Origin of the sequence: Thermobifida cellulosilytica TB100 (assembly GCF_001517975.1) — a bacterium.
Lineage (GTDB): Bacteria > Actinomycetota > Actinomycetes > Streptosporangiales > Streptosporangiaceae > Thermobifida > Thermobifida cellulosilytica.
The window spans coordinates 37,627-53,808 of the sequence record NZ_KQ950185.1 but is presented as its reverse complement, the minus strand read 5'-3'; the positions used below and the strand labels follow the sequence as shown (position 1 = coordinate 53,808).

The window sequence follows — 16,182 nt, the reverse complement described above, 5'->3', positions numbered from 1 at the left end:
ACCGACAGCGACCACGCTTCGCCCCCCGTGCCGGGCGCCCGGGCCGCCTGCGGGAGTCCCCGCCCGGCCGCGGCGGCACCCACGTCGGCCGGTTCAGTCGGCGCGGCGCATCGTGGCGATGCCCACCCACAGGCCGACCACGGCCACGGCCGCCGACGCCAGCGTGCCCCAGACCACGGACGGGTCGGCCAGGTCGCCGTTGAACAGGGCCCGCTGCGCGTCGACGACGTAGGTCAGCGGGTTGAACAGCGACAGCGTCTGCAACCAGCCGGGGCCGCCCGACACCGGGAGCATGATCCCGGCGAGCAGCACCAGCGGGAACATCAGGGTCTGCTGCACCCCCCAGAACAGCCAGTGCCGGTCCTTGGAGACCAGGGCCAGCGCATAGGAGAGGGAGCCCACGCCGACGCTGAAGACGCTGAGGACCAGCAGCCCGTAGAGCGCTCCGAGCGGGTGGGGCCGGAACCCGAACGGGAGGGTGACGAGGAGGATGATCGCCGTCTGGACGAGGATCGGCACGATCTCCTTGAGCGCCCGGCCCACGATCAGCGCGGAGCGGCGCAGCGGCGAGACCAGCATCCGCTCGTGCGAGCCGAGCTGGATCTCGAACAGCAGGTTCGCCCCCGTCGACAGGGTGGCGAACAGGCAGGACATGACGACGATGCCGGGCACGAACCACTGCAACGTCGACTCGCCGCCCAGCCCTCCGGGCAGCAGCGGCGCGAACAGCGCGAGGAAGATCAGCGGCTGCACCAGGCTGAAGACCACCGAGAACGGGTCGCGCAGCACGGGGCGCAGCTCCCGCACGAAGACGGTGACGGTGTCGGTGATCGGACTGGTCGGAGCGCTCATGCGGGGTTCTCCTGGGTGAGGGGCTGTTCGGCGGCCGCCGCGTCGCGGAGGCTGCGCCCGGTGAGGTTGAGGAACACGTCGTCGAGGGTGGGGCGGACGATCTCGACGGAGGCCACGGACAGGCCCGCGTCGTCGAGGTCCCGCAGCAGCTTCGGCGCGATCCGGGAGCCGCCGTCGATCCTCAGGACGACGCGGTCGCCGGTGTGCTCGCCGCGCGCGCCCGCCGCCAGGCCCAGCAGGCGGGGCAGGGCCGCCGCGGCGTCGTCCTCCCGGTCGAAGGCGAGGGTGATGCGGTCGCCCGCGTACTCGGCCTTGAGCTGCTCGGGGGAGGCGTCGGCGATGATCCTGCCGTGGTCGATCACCACGACCCGCTCGGCCAACTGGTCGGCCTCGTCCAGGTAGTGGGTGGTGAACACGATCGTGGTGTCGTGCTCGGCGCGCAGCTTGCGGATGTGCTCGTGCAGGTTGGCCCGGTTCTGCGGGTCCAGTCCGGTGGAGGGCTCGTCGAGGAACAGCAGCCGGGGCGTGTGGACCAGCCCCAGCGCGACGTCCAGCCGCCGCTTCTGGCCGCCCGACAGGGAGGAGGTCCTGCGGTCGGCGACGCTGCCCAGGTCGAGGGAGGAGATCAGTTCGGCGGCGCGCCGGCGGGCCGTGTCGGTGTCCAGTCCGTAGGCGCGGCCCTGGCTGATCAGCTCGTCGCGGCCGCGCTGGTTGTACCCGGAGCCGGTGCCCTGGCCGACGTAGCCGATGCGGGCGCGCACCTCGCGCGGCTGGGTGCGCACGTCGAAGCCGACGACCTGCGCGGTTCCCGACGTGGGGGGCAGCAGCGTGGTGAGCATCCGCAGCGTGGTGGACTTCCCTGCCCCGTTGGGGCCCAGGATCGCGACCATCTCGCCCGCCTCCACGTGCAGGTCGATGCCGCGGACCGCCTCGACCGTGCTCTTGCGGGAGGTGAAGTGCTTGGTCAGCGCACTGGTGTGGATCATTGTCTCGGTCACAGACCACACTCTATGGGCCTTTTCGGTCATCTTCTGACCCCAATGTGCGGGACTCTGGAGTCATGGCGAACACGAGCACACGGATGCTGCGACTGCTGTCCCTGCTGCAGACCCACCGGTACTGGCCGGGCAGCGAGCTCGCCGAACGGCTGGGAGTGAGCGAACGCACCCTGCGCCGCGACGTGGACCGGCTGCGGGAGCTGGGCTACCCGGTCGAGTCGACCCGGGGCGTGGCGGGCGGCTACCAGTTGCGGTCGGGCGCGGCCATGCCTCCGCTGCTGCTCGACGACGAGGAGGCGGTGGCCATCGCGGTGGGGCTGCGCACGGCCGCCCAGGGCGCGGTGGAGGGCATCGAGGAGACGTCGGTGCGCGCGCTGGCGAAGGTCGTGCAGGTGATGCCGCCCCGGCTGCGCAACCGGGTGGAGGCGCTGTGCTCCTCCACGTCGCCCGCCACCCCCGGCGGCGGGCCGACGGTCGACGCGGTCACGCTGACGGTGATCGCGCAGGCCTGCCGCGACACCGAGATGCTGCGGTTCGCCTACACCTCCCGCGACGGGGAGGAGACGCGGCGGCTGGTGGAGCCGCACCGCCTGGTGCCGCTGTGGCACCGCTGGTACCTGGTGGCCTGGGACGTGGGCCGCAACGACTGGCGCACCTTCCGGGTGGACCGGGTCCGCGAGCCGAGGGCCACGGGCGCGCGCTTCGCCCCCCGGGAGATCCCCGGCGGGGACGCGGCGGAGTTCGTGCGGCGGCGCCACCGCAGCCTCCCCAAGCGGTACCGGGTGGTGGCGGAGGTGCACGCCGACGCCGCCGACGTGCGGCGCACGGCGGCCTCCTGGGGGACGGTCGAGGAGCTCGGCGGCGGGGTGTGCCGTCTGACGGTGCACGCCGACACCTTCGACTGGCCGACCCTGCTGCTGGTCTCCCTCGGCGCGGAGTTCCACGTGGTCGACCCGCCCGAGTTCCGCAGCTACCTGCGTGAACGCGCCGAGCAGTTCCTGCGCGCCACCGGGCCCGGCGGGCCGGGGCAGGGCGCCGGGGACCGTTCCTGACCCCGGGGGCGGGCCGGTGGTGGCGTCCGGCTGCGGCCCCCACGGCCGCGCCGAGCAGTACCGCGGCCGACCCGGCCCAGCCCACGCGACGGGGCAGTGTGTTGTCCGAGAGGCCGTGGAGCAGCCGGACGGGCCGTTCCGGGCACGCCAGGAGCGCGGCCGGAACCGCCGCCACGATACCGACGGCCACCGGCCGACGCAGGTGCGGCGCTGCTCGGGCGGGACCCGTTCCACAGGCTGCAACAGCAACGCTGCGCCGCCCAGCCCGGCCAGTACGCACAGGACGATCCGCAGCGGGTGCCCGGCAGCCCTCTGGGCCAGGGGCGCCGCCACGGCAGCCCTCAGCCCGGTTCCCACCACTCCCCTGCCCGCCCGGATCGGGAAGGACCGTCCGGAAGACACGGCCTGCGGGGAACCGGCGGTCATCACCGCCCTCCGCATCCGGCGCCCTTGACCGACGGCCGGGGAATCCCGTCCCCCGCGCGATCGGGCAGGTCCGTGGCGGCATGCTTACGGCATTCGCAAAAATGCCGAAAGCGAAGCCTGGTCAGAAAATCTTCCGTGAACACTCCCCGGCCGTCTCGGCGCTCCCCCTCGAAGCCTTCACGGCATTCAACGGCTCCGGGCCTCCTCCACCGCACCTGCTGTTTCGTCGCTCCGGCCAATGCTTCCGGCAGCGCCGGCGCAACGGTCCACGGTCCTTTCCACGCTGCCGGAGCCGCGAGGGAAGTTCACGGAAACCCGTGTCGGCCGCTGGGGCACCGAATCGCGCGGCCGGTCCCTCCACCTCCCCGCTCTTTCCCGCCTCTCTGCGGCACTGTCGGGGGCCTTGACGTCGTCCACACGCCCGACGGCCGTCGCGACTCCAGCAGGGCTGGTGTCCTGCCCGTGCGCGGGCCGGGCCAGAAGTCCGTACTGCCCCAACGCCTTTGGCTTTACGACGTAGATCCGTTCAACTGCCCCGGTGCCGTGCCGTGCCGCCGAGGACACCGCGGCGAGACGCCGGGCGGCCACCGCCCGCAGGCTGAGGTGCAGCGGGCACGCCTCCGGCTCCCGGTCGCGGAGCGGCAGCGCGGCCGCGTTCCCAGGAGCCCGGCCACCGGCATCCCGCCCCCGCACCAGGCCGGAAGCCGCCGACGGGCCCCGGTTCCGGAAGGAGGGGCCCGTGTCAACGCACGGCTCCTCGTCGGGAATTTCCACGTGCAGCCCCACGAGGGCTCCCCGGTGTTTCCCGTTCGACCCCGGAGGGGGACCACCGGGCTGCCGTCGCGCTGTCCTTGCCGACCGCTCCCCCGGCCCGCCGCCCTGCCCGCCGAGCGCTTCGCCGCCTACGCCGAGGCGGGCGCCGACGAACTCGTCCCCAGCCCGGACGTGGCCGGGCGCGCCCGCCGGATCGCCCCGGCCGCCGAGGCCCGCTTGCTGCGGTGAGCCCGCGCCGAGTCTCAGGTGCGGCTTGCGCGCAGGCGCTGCAATCCCAGCGCGCACACCCCGCAGGCGGCGCCCCACAGGGCGTTGACGGCGAGCACCGGGACGATCGCGGCCGGCCTCGCCAGGGGGCCTTGCAGTGTCCCGGTCAGCAGCGGGGACAGGACCGCGCTCAGCACCAGGGAGGCCAGCGCGTACCCCAGTCCGGCGGCGACGAGCGTCAACACGGGGTGGCGCACCCTGCCGAGCCCGGCGGCGAGGATCCACACCAGCGAGACGACGGCCGTGAGGACCACCGGGGTCGCCGGTCGGCCGAGCGCGTCGCTCAGGCCGACGACGGAGGCCAGCGGCCGGACGAGCGCGACGGCCGCCAGGACGGCGGCGAGCGGCCAGCGGGGCCGACGCCACAGCGGAACAGCCGGACGCTGCTGGTCTGGGGTCATGGCCCCATCATGGACGACGGCCTCTCCTGTCGCGTGGTCCCACGCGGACGTCCCCTGCTCCTGCGGGCACGGCCCCAGAGCGTCCCGCCTCCGCGGCAGGCCGGGGTAGGAAGATGTCGGCGGGCTGCCCAGGCGGAAGGAGCCGGCCCGCGGACGCCCGCCCCGCCGTCCCGCCGAGCAGAGAGGACCCGCCCGTGGCCCCCGATCCCGCAACCGTCCACCCGCTCCCCGGACACGAACGGGTGGTCTTCCTCAAACCCCTGGTCACCTCGCCGACCGTCGTGGTGGGCGAGTACACCTACTACGACGACCCCGACGGGGCGAGCGACTTCGAACGGCGCAACGTGCTCTACGCCTACGGGCCGGAACGGCTGGTCATCGGCAGGTACTGCGCGATCGCCGCGGACACCCGGTTCCTCATGGCCGGGGCCGCCCACCCCACGACGGGGGTGTCCACCTTCCCGTTCACCGTCTTCGGCGGCGAGTGGGCGGAGCGGACCCTCGACCTCGTCGCGGCGATGCCCAGCCGCGGCGACACCGTCGTCGGCAACGACGTCTGGTTCGGCTACCGGTCCACGGTCCTGCCCGGCGTGCGGATCGGCGACGGCGCCGTCGTCGCGGCCGGCGCGGTGGTCACCTCCGACGTGCCGCCCTACACGGTCGTCGGCGGCAACCCCGCCCGGCCCCTCCGGCAGCGCTTCGACGACGCCGACATCGCACTGCTGCGCCGCGCCGCGTGGTGGGACTGGCCCGTCGAGCTGGTGACCGAGCACGCCCGCACCATCATGGCCGGCTCTCCCGCCGACGTCGCGCGTGTCGCCGCCGAGCACGGTCTGGAACGGGACGTCTGACGCGGGCCGGGGCGGACACCCCGGTCTGACCCGCCTGCCGGGGCCCTCCTATAGTCGGGGCGGGGTGTCCCCCGCCCCGGCCGCCCGGCACCCCGTACCGGCGGCACCGGCCCACCGACCCCCGGAGCGTGAGATGACCCCCGACCGCAGACCCCTGGCCCTTCCCCTGGCCGTGTTCCTGCTGCTCGCCTTCGGGCTGTCGTGGCTGGTGGCGCTGCCGCTGTGGCTCGGCGACGGGCTGGAGGACCCGCTCTTCTACCCGCTGGCCGTCGCCGTCATGGCCACGCCCGGCATCGCGGCGCTGGCCGTCGTCTTCTTCGTGGAGCGCCCCGAGCACCGGGCGCGGGAGCTGGGCCTGTGGCCGCTGCGGCCCGCCCGGCGCCTGGTCGGCAACCTCGCCCTCGCCCTGGTCGTCCCGGTCGCCCTGATCCTCGCGGCCCTGCCCGTCGGCGCCGCGCTCGGCGTGTACCCGGCGGACTTCGTGCACCTGTCCGGGTTCCGGGAGCAGGTCAGCGCCCAGATGGAGGCGCTGGGCGCCGAGGAGGCCCTGCCCCCGGTCTGGGTGCTGCTGGCGGCGCAGCTCGTGACCGTGGCCGTCGGGGCGTTCCTCAACCTGCTTCCCGCGCTCGGCGAGGAGCTGGGCTGGCGCGGCTGGCTGCTGCCGCGCCTGTACCGGTTCGGCGCCGTGCCCGCGCTGCTGGCCAGCGGGGTCGTGTGGGGGCTGTGGCACGCGCCGCTGGTCCTGCTCGGCTACAACTACCCCGGCGCCCCGGGGTGGCTCGGCCTGCTCATGATGGTCGGCATGTGCGTCGTGGTGGGCACCGTGTTCGGCTGGCTGCGGGTGCGGTCCGGCTCGGTGTGGCCCGCCGCGCTCGCGCACGGCGCGTTCAACGCCGCGATCGGGTTCTCCTTCGCGTTCGCGCGGGCCGGGGAGACGGTCGACACCGTCCATGCGACGATCCTCGGCTGGAGCGGGTGGATCGTCCCGCTCGTGCTGGTCGCCGTCCTGCTGGCGACCGGCGGGTTCCGTCCCGCGCCGGCGGAGCCGGCGGCTGCCGGGGAGGAGCCCGGCTCCCGGGCCTAGGCGGAGCGCCTGCCGGGAGCCGTGCGGCCCTGCCCCCCTCTCCCGGGGCGGGGCCGCACGGCGGGACGCCGCGGTCACAGGGAGGCGATCAGCTCCCGGCAGACCATCTCGCAGCGGCGGCACGCCTCGGCGCACACCCGGCAGTGCTCGTGCATGTCGGCGTGGCGGGCGCACTCGTCACCGCAGGCCTTGCAGGCCTGGGCGCACGCCTCCAGGACCGCGCGGGTCAGGTTGGCGTCGTAGCCGGTGTGCCGCGACAGCACCCGTCCGGTGGTGTCGCAGATGTCGGCGCAGTCCAGGTCGGTGCGGATGCACGTGGTCAGCTCGGCGACCATGTCCTCGCTGAGGCAGGCGTCCGCGCACGCCGTACACGCCTGGGAGCACTCGAAGCACGCCTCGATGCACGCCCGCAGCTTCTCCCGGTCGACCCCGCCCAGGCTCTGGGGATAGGTCTCCAGCATCTGTCCGGCAACGCTCACGGCGGTCTCTCCTCTCCGGGACCGGCGCCAGCCCGCGTCCGGGCTGTGCCTGGCGTCGGGCCCACCACACCACTGCTATCCGCCAGGCCGCGGCCTAACCGGACGCCGCGGGCGGGGCCGTGTCGGAGCCCGGCGCGGCCGCGGCGTCCGCGCCGCCGGTCAGGGCGAGGAGCAGCGCCGCCAGCCACAGCACCGCGGCGGCGGCGAAGCCGACCGCGATCTGCGCCGGCTCCGCGTTCCCGGTCAGGGCCAGCACGAGCCCCGTACCGCCGATCACGCACAGCAGCAGTCCCGTCCACAGGTACAGCCCTCTGCGGAACACCACGGTGAGCGGAAGGAGGAGGAGGCCGACGGCCGTGCTGACGGCCCCGGGGAGCAGCTCCGGGCGCCCGAGGGCGTTGAGGGTCGCCGCGGCCGCGGCGACCGCGACCACCTGGAGGGCGCCGATCAGGAAGAACCAGGCCCGCTGCCATCCCTGTTCCGAGGGCTCGTGGCTTCCGGAGAACCCCGCGCGGGTCGTGAACGCCACGACGACGAGGGTGGCCAGCATCGAGCCGCCGAGGGCGAGCAGCATCGACATGGTGTCGGCGAGGGCGGAACTGGCGGACATCGCCCCGACGAACGCGAACACGACCATGAGAAGCGCGCCCCGCGGCCGTGCGGAATTCGTCGGGATCGGTGGGGAGACGGGGGATGAATTCATACCGCTCCTCCTTCCCCCGCTCTTTTCGCGGAAAACCGTCGTCCGCCCGGACTGCGGCTCGGCGTGTCCGCTCTCCGGGGGTGGAAAGCGGGAAATCGCAGGTCCCCTATTTTCCGACCAGTTGCGTGGGAATTTCTGGCCGCATTCGGCCACTGCTCCCTTTCCCGGCGGGAGGTCAGATGAAGAGCACCATTCGGAAGAACGGTGTCGGATTCCCGCGGCGGGCGGCCGCTCCGTCCGTTTTCCGCGCGTCCGGCGGACGCCGTCCCGAACGGCGCTGCCCGCCGAAACGGGCGGCGCCGCCCGCGGCCCTTCGGCGCCCGCCCGGCGTCTCTGTCAGTCCGGGGCGAGGTCCCAGGCGTCGGCGAGCAGCTCGTAGGAGCGCAGCCACGCCTCGCGGTCGGCGACCGAGGAGGTGAGGATCAGCTCGTCGGCCCGGGCGTGGTCGGCGAACCAGGCGAGGTAGTCGCGCACCTGGGCCGGGCCGCCGACGGCGGTGTACTTGACCATGGTGAGGATCTGGCTTCCGACCGGGGAGCTCAGGACCGCGTCGGCCTCCCCGGGGGTGAGGGTACGCCCCAGGAACAGGCCGACCCGGGCCCGCTTGATGTCGGTGAACAGCCGCTGTGCGGTCTCGGTGTCCTCGGCGGCGACGACGTTGACCGCGGCGATGACGTACGGCTCGTCCAACTGGCCCGACGGCCGGAACTCGCGGCGGTACAGGGCCACGGCCTGGCCCAGCGCCTCGGGGGCGAAGTGGGAGGCGAAGGCGTAGGGCAGGCCGAGCTCGGCGGCCAGGCGGGCGCCGAACAGCGAGGAGCCCAGGATGTACAGCGGCACGTTGGTTCCCCTGCCGGGGTTGGCGTTCACCCCGGGGACCCGGGTCTCGCCGGTGAGGTAGCCCTGGAGCTCCCGCACGTCCTGGGGGAAGCGGTCGACGGAGGCGGCGTCGCGGCGCAGCGCCTGCACGGTCTTGTGGTCGCCGCCGGGCCCCCGGCCCAGGCCGAGGTCGATGCGTCCGGGGTGCAGGGTCTCCAGGGTGCCGTACTGCTCGGCGACGGTCAGCGGCGAGTGGTTGGGCAGCATGACGCCGCCCGCGCCCAGGCGGATGCGGCGGGTGTGGGCGGCGACGTGGGCGATGAGGACGCTCGTCGCCGAAGAGGCGATGGTGGGCATGTTGTGGTGCTCGGCGTACCAGATCCGCCGGTAGCCCCACTCCTCGGCGCACTGGGCCAGGGTGACGCTGGCCCTCAGGCTGTCGCCCGCCGTTTCTCCCGTGCCGATGTGCGCGAGGTCGAGGATGGAGAGCGGGACTGCCATGGGCGGTACGGGCCTTTCGTCGCGGGGGAGGGACGGAGGGGCTCCTCCGGCCGTCCGGTCTACAACAGTGGCGCGAGCAGGATATTTCCCCTCCGCACGTGCCCGGCCGCGGCCGGGCCTCCCCACCCGGCGGCTCTCGCGGCGGCCCCGGGGCCCGGGGCCTCGCCTGCGGCTCAGTACAGCCCGAAGACCGGCCGCTCCGGTTCCCCGTCGGGGGAGTCGGAGACGTCCTCGAAGACCAGGAGCGCTCCCGGGACGGGCAGCAGGCGGACCCGCAGGATCCCGGTGAGCGGGACCGTGTCCTCCAGTTGCAGGGTGAACGGGGCGGAGGCGTCGTCCCACGGCGTCACCCCGACGTCGTAGCCGCCCTCGGCGGCGGCGTCCCTGCTGAGGTGCACCATGACGGCGGCCCCCTCCAGGTCCACCCACTCGGTTCCGGCGAGCACGTGCGGGAACGGGGCCCTGCTCTCGGCTTTCTGCAACAGCCGCCCGTCCAGTGCCCGCCGCTCGTGCACCAGCGTCCCGCCGTTCTCGTCGTCGATCCGCACCACCGACACCGAGTCCGCGGTGAAGTGGGCGCTGTGGTCGTGCCCGGTGAGGTCGAGGTCCTCGGCCAGCACCTCGCCGGTCGCGCGGTCCACCACCAGGTAGCGGATGTCGGAGCCCCACTTCTCCACGGCGACCACCGAGCCGTCGGAGGTGACCGGGTACAGGTGGGAGCGCGGGCCGTTGCGGTGGTAGCTGATCTCCGGGTTGGGGCCGACCGGCCCGTCCTCCGGCTGCTCGGTGCGCCACCGCTGCTCGCCCGTTGCCGCGTCGAACGCCGTGAGCCGGTTGACGCCGCCGCGCAGCTCCTGTCCGGCGCCGGAGCGGGGGCTGCGCGGCCAGCGCGCCCCGGGGTGGGCGGTGGCGTCCAGCTCCTCGTGGCAGCGCTGGGCGACCACCACCGTGTCGGGGAACGTGCGGATCCAGGTGCTGGGGCGGCGGTCGACCAGGCACTCGGGGGCCAGCGGGGCCTCCCACACCCGTTCGTCGGTGCTCAGGGAGCGCGCGGTGAGCCGCCAGCCCCCGCCGTCCTGCTCCAGCAGGATGCGCGCGTCCGCGGTGAGCAGGTCGACGGAGGCGCTGCGGCCCGGCCGGCCGCTGCCGTGTCCGCGGTTGTCCCGGCGGCCCAGGCGCAGCGGGGCGTCGCCGTGGGGCCGCCCGGTGGCGGCGTCGAGGGTGAGCAGCGCGTCCCAGTCCCCGCGGTGGTCGTGGAGGGTGAAGGCGAGCACGACGGTCCGGCCGTCCGGGGTGACGTTGGCGTCCACCTCGGCGCCGAGCCTGCGGTAGTGCCAGACCTCCCGGCCGGTGGCGGGGTCCAGCGCGACCACTCCGTCGCCGACGTCGGCCACGGCGCCGACGGCGGTGCCCAGCACCCGGTGGACGAGCGTGCCCGCGGGGGGATGCCACGTCCAGGCGGTCCTGCGGACCGTGGCGGGCACCGGCCGGGAGGCGGCCGCCTCGGCGGTGGTGTGCGACACCAGGGCCCGGTCCGCGGCCGCCCACCCCGCCGCGGCGAGCAGCAGCACCGCCGCCGTCCCGCACGCCAGTCCGGCCAGGGGCGCCCCGGCCCACCGGGGGCGGTGGTTGCGCCCGAACGCCGCCACCAGGGCGGCGCCGCCGGTCAAGGCGGCCAGCCCGGCCCAGCCCACCGCCTGCCAGGGGGTGCTCCCGGAGGCGGGGAGTCCGGCGCCGAACAGCCACAGCGGCGTCTCCAGCACGGTCATCCCCGCCGCCCCCGCGGCGAGGAACCAGCCCAGCAGGACGGGGTGGCGGGCGGCCTCCTGGCGCTGCTCCTCGGGGACCCGCTCCAGCAGTTGCAGCAGCGTCAGCCAGCCGGCCAGGGCGGCCAGCGCCCAGAAGAAGACGCGGAGCACCGGCACCAGGCCGAGGCCGAGGCCGTAGCCGAAGAGCAGGGGGACGAGCGCGCCGACCAGCGCGCCGGCCGCCAGCATCCCCACGCCGGTCCAGGTCAGAAAACGCCGGACGCAATTGCGTGTGCGGGGGGACGGGGCGGGCATGGTGGCGGTTCGGCTCCTCGGCGGATTCTGCGACGGCTCGGGGTTCTGCCGTTTCGGTGCCCCCACCGTCGAAAAACCGGTGAATTCCCACTGGCGGAGGCGGGCGCGGACGGCGGAGTCCCCGCGTCAGGCCGTCGGCCCCGCCGCCGCCCTTGCGGGGCCGCAGGTCGAAACCGCTCACCGTTCCCGAGACCACTCCGACAACCGCGGTCGTCATCCGGACGGAAGGCTTTGGCAGTCGTCTTTCCCACCGCTCCGGTTACTGACGGAAGTTTACGAGGATTTCTCGTCCGCCACCACTGTCAGATCGATGCGGAACACAATCCGGCGGTGCCGGAAAATCCCTTTGCGTCCGCGGGAGCCGGATTTCCGGGCGGGAATTCCGAAAACAGCTCCGGCCCGCCGCGCCCCGCGCCCGGGGCAGCGGCGTGCGGCGGGCCGGGGTGACCTGGGCAATCGCCCGGCGCCGGCACCGGGGGAGCCCGGCGGCCCGCGCCCTGCGGGCGGCTCCGCCGGGCGGGGCGTGCGTTCAGAAGCGTTCGCGGCGCACCACGGTGCGGCGGCCCTTGACGGTGCTGTTCTTCAGCGCGGAGATCACCGCGTCGGCGCTGGCCTCGGGGACCTCCACCAGGGAGAAGCGGTCGGCGATCTCGATCGCGCCGATGTCGCGCCCGCTCAGCTCGGTCTCCCCCGCGATCGCGCCCACCAGGTCCTGGGGGCGCACCCGGGCGTTGCGGCCGATGCCGACGAACAGGCGGGTCATGCCCTCCGACGGCCCCCGTCCGCGCCGCTCGCCGCGGCCCGTGCGCCGCCCGCGCCCCGGGCGCTCGCCCCGGTCGGGGCGGATGACGGGCTCGGGGATCTCCTCCTCCTCGGTGACGGCGCCGCTGGCCTCGTGCGCCAGCTTCACCGCGGCCAGCGCGATCTCCATGATGTCGAACTCCTCGGCGAGCGGCTCCACCACGACGCGGAAGGAGTCGAGGTCGGCGTCGTCGCCGACGAGGCTCTCGTACAGCGCGGCGCGGGTCAGCTCCATGCGCCGGGCGTGCAGGTCGGCGACGGTCGGCAGCTTCTCGACGCTGATCTGGCCGTTGGTCTCGCGCCGGATGGTCTTGAGCATCCGGTGCTCGCGCGGCTCCACCAGGGTGATCGCCACGCCCTCGCGTCCGGCCCGGCCCACCCGGCCGATGCGGTGCACGTAGGTCTCGACGGCCGGGGGCACGTTGTAGTTGACCACGTGGGTGAGGTGCTCGACGTCGAGGCCGCGGGCGGCCACGTCGGTGGCCACGAGCAGGTCGGCGGTCCCGTTGCGCAGCCGCGCCATGACCCGGTCGCGCTGCTCCTGGCTCATGCCGCCGTGCAGGGCCTCGGCGCGGTAGCCGCGGGCGTTGAGGGTCTCGGTGAGCTGGTCGACCTCGTCGCGGGTGCGGCAGAACACCAGGGCGGCGGTGGGCGCCTCCACGTCCAGCACGCGCCCCAGCGCCGCGGGCTTGTGGGGGCGCGCCACCACGTAGGCGTTCTGGCGGACCTTCGGCTCCTCGCCGGGGGCGGGGACCTCGCGGGCGATGCGCACCCGCACCGGGTCGTTGAGGTGGCGGCGGGCGATGGCGTCGATGCGCTCGGGCATGGTCGCCGAGAACAGCACCATCTGGCGGTCGGCGGGGACCTGTTCGACGATCGCCTCGATGTCCTCGGCGAAGCCCATGTCGAGCATCTCGTCGGCCTCGTCCAGGACGACCATCCGCACGTCGTCCAGGACGAGCGTGCCCCGGCCGATGTGGTCCAGGGCCCGCCCCGGGGTGGCGACGACGACGTCGACGCCGCGCTCCAGGGCCCGCAACTGCCGCCCGATGGGCTGGCCGCCGTAGATCGGCAGCACCCGGGCGCCGATGCCGCGGCCGTAGCGGTGCAGCGCCTCCGACACTTGCAGGGCGAGCTCGCGGGTGGGCACCAGGACGAGCGCCGAGGGCGCCTCCCCCCGGTCGCCGTCGGGCAGCTTCTGCAGGATCGGCAGGGCGAAGGCGGCGGTCTTGCCGGTCCCCGTGGCGGCCTGCCCGAGCAGGTCGTGGCCCTCCAGCAGGGGCGGGATCGCCTCCCGCTGGATCGCCGTGGGCTCCTCGTAGCCGAGGTCGACCAGCTCTCCCAGCAGTTCCGCGCGCAGTCCCAGATCGGCGAAGCCGACCTGCTCCTCGGTGGTGGTGTTCTCGCTCATCGCGGCTCCTCGTCGCTGAACAGACGCACGGGGCCGGCCGACGGCACCAGCGCCTCGCCCCCGTACTCACAACGGCCCCTTACCGTGCGCGATCCACCCCTCGCTCAGCACGGTCCGCCCCCGCACCCCGGAGGCACGGAAGAACCGGGAATCAGGGACATCCGCGCCCACCCTCGGCGGGGGCGCGGAGAAGACCGCCCAATCAAGAAGCCACTGTAGGTTTACCACTCCCCTCACCCGAACGAGGACCGGCATGCCTGCCGCGCGCGGCCGGATACCCGCTCCGGTGCCGTTCGGGGCTGCGGGCGGCCTCCTCCGCCCCGCTGAGCATGGCGGAGACGATCCACTCGTAGACCGTGACCCACGCCGAGCCCACCGAGGGCACCCACTCCAGGGAGATGTCGCGGGCCGCCTCGATCAGGGCGTGGCCCACGCAGCGGTACTCCTCGAGCCCCAGCCCCCACCGGACGTAGTGGTAGGCGCCGAGCTCGCGCAGGCGCTGCCAGGTGTCGTCGTCGGGCTTGTCGAGGTGGCGGACGACCTGGACGAGCACCTGGGCCATCCGGACGTGCTGGACCCCCATGTCGGCGGGGAACAGCTCCCGGCAGCCCGGCAGGAGCCGGAACAGGTGGTCGTAGAGGTGCTCGGCCAGGACCTCGGGCTGGGCCAGCAGGTCCTCGCAGAGCCGCTGGACCTGGCTGACGATCCGGGCGTCGGGGCGGGGCGGTTCGCGGGTCGCCATGACGGTCATAACGCTCTTCCCTCCTGTTCCCCCCTGCCAGAAGTTTCCCGGCGCCACTTCCGCGTATTTCCACAAAAACACGGAAGGAGACCGAAAAAACATGGACAATCCATTTCTTCCAACTCTGGAGAATGGATGGAAAAATTCCTTCGATGCCCCTGTCACCTGGCAGGACAGCATTTCGGGAACACTTTAAACCGTCGCTTCATGCGGGTTTCACCGGGGGGCTCCGAGGGGGCCGTGGGGCTTTTTCCGGGCGGGTACTGTTCCGCAGCCCTTCGGGACTTTGGACCCTGGCGCTCGCCGTTTCGGCCGCCTCCCGCCCCCGTTTTCCCACACCCTGCGGAGCGGTTCGGACACACTGCGGAGTCGCGGGATGCGGCGCGTCCGCGGAGTCGCGCCCGCCTCCTCCTGTGACAGACATCACCGCGGGGCGGTCGGCGGCCGACCGGCGCCGCACACGCCCGGACCCCGCCGGGCACGGGGGCCGGGCGGGGTCCGGGCGGGGTCTTCGGGCTCAGGGGCGGGGGTCGTCGGCGGGGGGCGGCGGCTGGGAGGCGTCCTGCTTCTTGCGGGGGCGGCCCCGCCGGGGGAGGGCCCCGGCCCGCTCGGGCATGCGGCCCGCCTCGGTCAGCGCGCGGCGCAGCAGGAACTCGATCTGGGCGTTGGTGCTGCGCAGCTCGTCGCCGGCCCATCGGGCGAGCGCGTCGTACACCGCTGGGTCGAGCCGGAGCAGGATCTTCTTGCGCTCACTTGCCACCGGACAACCTTACGAGTAGAGCGTTCCCGTGTTGACGACCGGCTGGGTGGCGCGGTCGGCGCACAGCACCACGAGCAGGTTGCTCACCATGGCGGCCTTGCGCTCCTCGTCGAGGTCCACCACGTCCTGCTCGGCCAGGCGGTTGAGCGCCAGGTCCACCATGCCGACCGCGCCCTCGACGATGCGCTGGCGCGCGGCGATGATCGCGCCCGCCTGCTGGCGCTGGAGCATCGCCTGGGCGATCTCCGGGGCGTAGGCCAGGTGGGTCAGCCGCGACTCGATGATGCGCACGCCCGCCGACTCCACGCGCTCGGCGATCTCGGCGGAGAGCTTCTCGGTGATCTCGTCGGCGTTGTCGCGCAGGGACAGCCGGTCGGTGCCGTCGTGGTTGTCGTAGGGGTAGTTGTTGGCGATGTGCCGGACGGCCGCCTCGGTCTGGGTGCCGACGAAGCGGACGAAGTCGTCGACCTCGAAGACCGCGCGGGCGGTGTCGCGGACCTGCCAGACCACGACGGCGGCGATCTCGATGGGGCTGCCGTCGGCGTCGTTGACCTTCATGACGGCGGTCTCGTGGTTGCGGATGCGGGTGGAGACCGGCTTGCGGGTGCTGAGCGGGTTGACCCAGCGCAGCCCGTCGGTGCGGACGGTGCCGGTGTAGCGGCCGAAGAACTGGACGACCCGCGCCTCGTTGGGGGCGACGATCGTCAGCCCGCAGGCGAGGAGGAGCCCGAGCAGGACCAGCAGCAGGCCCGCGACGGTCAGGGCCACCGCGCCCGCGTCCATGCCGGTGCCGGCCCCCGTGTAGAGGCCCAGGCCGGCCGCGGCCGCACCGGCCAGCAGCACGGCCAGGGCGAGGAGGACCATCGGCAGGCCCGGCAGGCCGTCGGTGACGCGCTCCCGCACCCGGGGCTCGGGCATCTCCACCGCGGAGACGGCTTCCTGGTTCATCACTGCGTCCTTTCACTGTCATGGTGATGACTTGAATCTAGCATTGTGATATCACTTTTTCTAGTCCGGCCGGGCCCGGCCGGTCGCGGACAACGGGCGCGGCCGCGCGGCTCCGGCGAAGGGCGGGATGCCGGGCGGCCCGGGAGCGCGTGCCGGGCCGCCCGCCGTTCGGGCGCCCGGGGCGGCGGGTACGGTGGGACACCCCGCCGCCCGCGGCGGCGCGACGCTCCGCCCCTCCCGCACGCGGCCC

Annotated in this window: 15 protein-coding genes; 4 read left to right on the top strand and 11 right to left on the bottom strand. The window is 73.9% G+C overall.

Annotated elements, in window-relative coordinates; genetic code table 11:
* Positions 1-93 precede the first annotated feature (93 nt).
* Both AC529_RS15970 and AC529_RS15965 read right to left on the bottom strand, forming a co-directional pair.
* Positions 94-852, bottom strand: a complete 759-nt coding sequence (locus AC529_RS15970) for an ABC transporter permease (protein WP_068758148.1) — start codon at positions 850-852, stop codon at positions 94-96.
* Positions 849-1,838 (bottom strand): ATP-binding cassette domain-containing protein, encoded by a 990-nt coding sequence (locus AC529_RS15965; protein ID WP_068758146.1) that lies wholly within the window; start codon positions 1,836-1,838, stop codon positions 849-851. Before AC529_RS15965 ends, AC529_RS15970 begins: the two co-directional genes overlap by 4 nt.
* 74 nt (positions 1,839-1,912) lie before the next feature.
* On the opposite strand from AC529_RS15965, the gene AC529_RS15960 reads away from it, so the two are divergent.
* Both AC529_RS15960 and AC529_RS15950 read left to right on the top strand, forming a co-directional pair.
* Positions 1,913-2,902 carry a helix-turn-helix transcriptional regulator gene (locus tag AC529_RS15960; protein ID WP_083948333.1) on the top strand — a complete coding sequence of 330 codons (990 nt, stop codon included), beginning with the start codon at positions 1,913-1,915 and terminating at the stop codon, positions 2,900-2,902.
* A 1,200-nt stretch (positions 2,903-4,102) separates the two neighbouring features.
* Positions 4,103-4,330, top strand: a complete 228-nt coding sequence (locus AC529_RS15950) for a hypothetical protein (RefSeq protein WP_068758141.1) — start codon at positions 4,103-4,105, stop codon at positions 4,328-4,330.
* Between the two features lie 14 nt (positions 4,331-4,344).
* Here the strand turns inward: AC529_RS15950 and AC529_RS15945 are convergent, their stop codons facing one another.
* The gene (locus AC529_RS15945) at positions 4,345-4,770 is read right to left on the bottom strand and encodes a hypothetical protein (protein WP_068758139.1); all 426 of its coding nucleotides are present in this window, start codon (positions 4,768-4,770) and stop codon (positions 4,345-4,347) included.
* 194 nt (positions 4,771-4,964) lie between these two features.
* Here AC529_RS15945 and AC529_RS15940 point away from each other — a divergent pair, with 194 nt between their 5' ends.
* Both AC529_RS15940 and AC529_RS15935 read left to right on the top strand, forming a co-directional pair.
* Positions 4,965-5,621 (top strand): CatB-related O-acetyltransferase, encoded by a 657-nt coding sequence (locus tag AC529_RS15940; RefSeq protein WP_068758137.1) that lies wholly within the window; start codon positions 4,965-4,967, stop codon positions 5,619-5,621.
* Positions 5,622-5,754: 133 nt separating this feature from the next.
* Positions 5,755-6,705: a CPBP family intramembrane glutamic endopeptidase gene (locus tag AC529_RS15935; RefSeq protein ID WP_068758136.1), complete on the top strand. Its 951-nt coding sequence runs from the start codon at positions 5,755-5,757 to the stop codon at positions 6,703-6,705.
* A 74-nt stretch (positions 6,706-6,779) separates the two neighbouring features.
* Here AC529_RS15935 and AC529_RS15930 read toward each other — a convergent pair whose 3' ends face one another.
* The 8 genes from AC529_RS15930 to AC529_RS15895 form a co-directional block, all read right to left on the bottom strand.
* Complete coding sequence (locus tag AC529_RS15930; RefSeq protein WP_068758134.1) at positions 6,780-7,184, bottom strand: four-helix bundle copper-binding protein; 405 nt, start codon at positions 7,182-7,184, stop codon at positions 6,780-6,782.
* A gap of 94 nt (positions 7,185-7,278) precedes the next feature.
* Positions 7,279-7,887: a hypothetical protein gene (locus tag AC529_RS15925; protein ID WP_068758132.1), complete on the bottom strand. Its 609-nt coding sequence runs from the start codon at positions 7,885-7,887 to the stop codon at positions 7,279-7,281.
* A gap of 336 nt (positions 7,888-8,223) precedes the next feature.
* On the bottom strand, positions 8,224-9,207 hold the full coding sequence (locus AC529_RS15920) for an LLM class flavin-dependent oxidoreductase (RefSeq protein WP_068758129.1): 984 nt from the start codon (positions 9,205-9,207) through the stop codon (positions 8,224-8,226).
* Between the two features lie 173 nt (positions 9,208-9,380).
* On the bottom strand, positions 9,381-11,204 hold the full coding sequence (locus tag AC529_RS15915) for an outer membrane protein assembly factor BamB family protein (RefSeq protein WP_068758127.1): 1,824 nt from the start codon (positions 11,202-11,204) through the stop codon (positions 9,381-9,383).
* A gap of 595 nt (positions 11,205-11,799) precedes the next feature.
* Complete coding sequence (locus AC529_RS15910) at positions 11,800-13,482, bottom strand: DEAD/DEAH box helicase (protein ID WP_068758125.1); 1,683 nt, start codon at positions 13,480-13,482, stop codon at positions 11,800-11,802.
* 202 nt (positions 13,483-13,684) lie between these two features.
* Positions 13,685-14,233, bottom strand: a complete 549-nt coding sequence (locus AC529_RS15905) for a globin family protein (protein ID WP_068758123.1) — start codon at positions 14,231-14,233, stop codon at positions 13,685-13,687.
* A 508-nt stretch (positions 14,234-14,741) separates the two neighbouring features.
* Positions 14,742-14,984, bottom strand: a complete 243-nt coding sequence (locus AC529_RS15900) for a type II toxin-antitoxin system antitoxin (protein WP_068758121.1) — start codon at positions 14,982-14,984, stop codon at positions 14,742-14,744.
* Between the two features lie 9 nt (positions 14,985-14,993).
* On the bottom strand, positions 14,994-15,932 hold the full coding sequence (locus AC529_RS15895; protein WP_068758119.1) for an SPFH domain-containing protein: 939 nt from the start codon (positions 15,930-15,932) through the stop codon (positions 14,994-14,996).
* Positions 15,933-16,182 lie beyond the last annotated feature (250 nt).

What these genes read in the sequence shown, in the direction of transcription:
- AC529_RS15970 (WP_068758148.1), bottom strand. Translation starts at nt 852, where the DNA reads ATGAGCGCTCCGACCAGTCCGATCACCGACACCGTCACCGTCTTCGTG.
- AC529_RS15965 (WP_068758146.1), bottom strand. Translation starts at nt 1,838, where the DNA reads ATGATCCACACCAGTGCGCTGACCAAGCACTTCACCTCCCGCAAGAGC.
- AC529_RS15960 (WP_083948333.1), top strand. Translation starts at nt 1,913, where the DNA reads ATGGCGAACACGAGCACACGGATGCTGCGACTGCTGTCCCTGCTGCAG.
- AC529_RS15945 (WP_068758139.1), bottom strand. Translation starts at nt 4,770, where the DNA reads ATGACCCCAGACCAGCAGCGTCCGGCTGTTCCGCTGTGGCGTCGGCCC.
- AC529_RS15935 (WP_068758136.1), top strand. Translation starts at nt 5,755, where the DNA reads ATGACCCCCGACCGCAGACCCCTGGCCCTTCCCCTGGCCGTGTTCCTG.
- AC529_RS15925 (WP_068758132.1), bottom strand. Translation starts at nt 7,887, where the DNA reads ATGAATTCATCCCCCGTCTCCCCACCGATCCCGACGAATTCCGCACGG.
- AC529_RS15920 (WP_068758129.1), bottom strand. Translation starts at nt 9,207, where the DNA reads ATGGCAGTCCCGCTCTCCATCCTCGACCTCGCGCACATCGGCACGGGA.
- AC529_RS15915 (WP_068758127.1), bottom strand. Translation starts at nt 11,204, where the DNA reads ATGCTGGCGGCCGGCGCGCTGGTCGGCGCGCTCGTCCCCCTGCTCTTC.
- AC529_RS15910 (WP_068758125.1), bottom strand. Translation starts at nt 13,482, where the DNA reads ATGAGCGAGAACACCACCACCGAGGAGCAGGTCGGCTTCGCCGATCTG.
- AC529_RS15905 (WP_068758123.1), bottom strand. Translation starts at nt 14,233, where the DNA reads ATGACCGTCATGGCGACCCGCGAACCGCCCCGCCCCGACGCCCGGATC.
- AC529_RS15895 (WP_068758119.1), bottom strand. Translation starts at nt 15,932, where the DNA reads ATGAACCAGGAAGCCGTCTCCGCGGTGGAGATGCCCGAGCCCCGGGTG.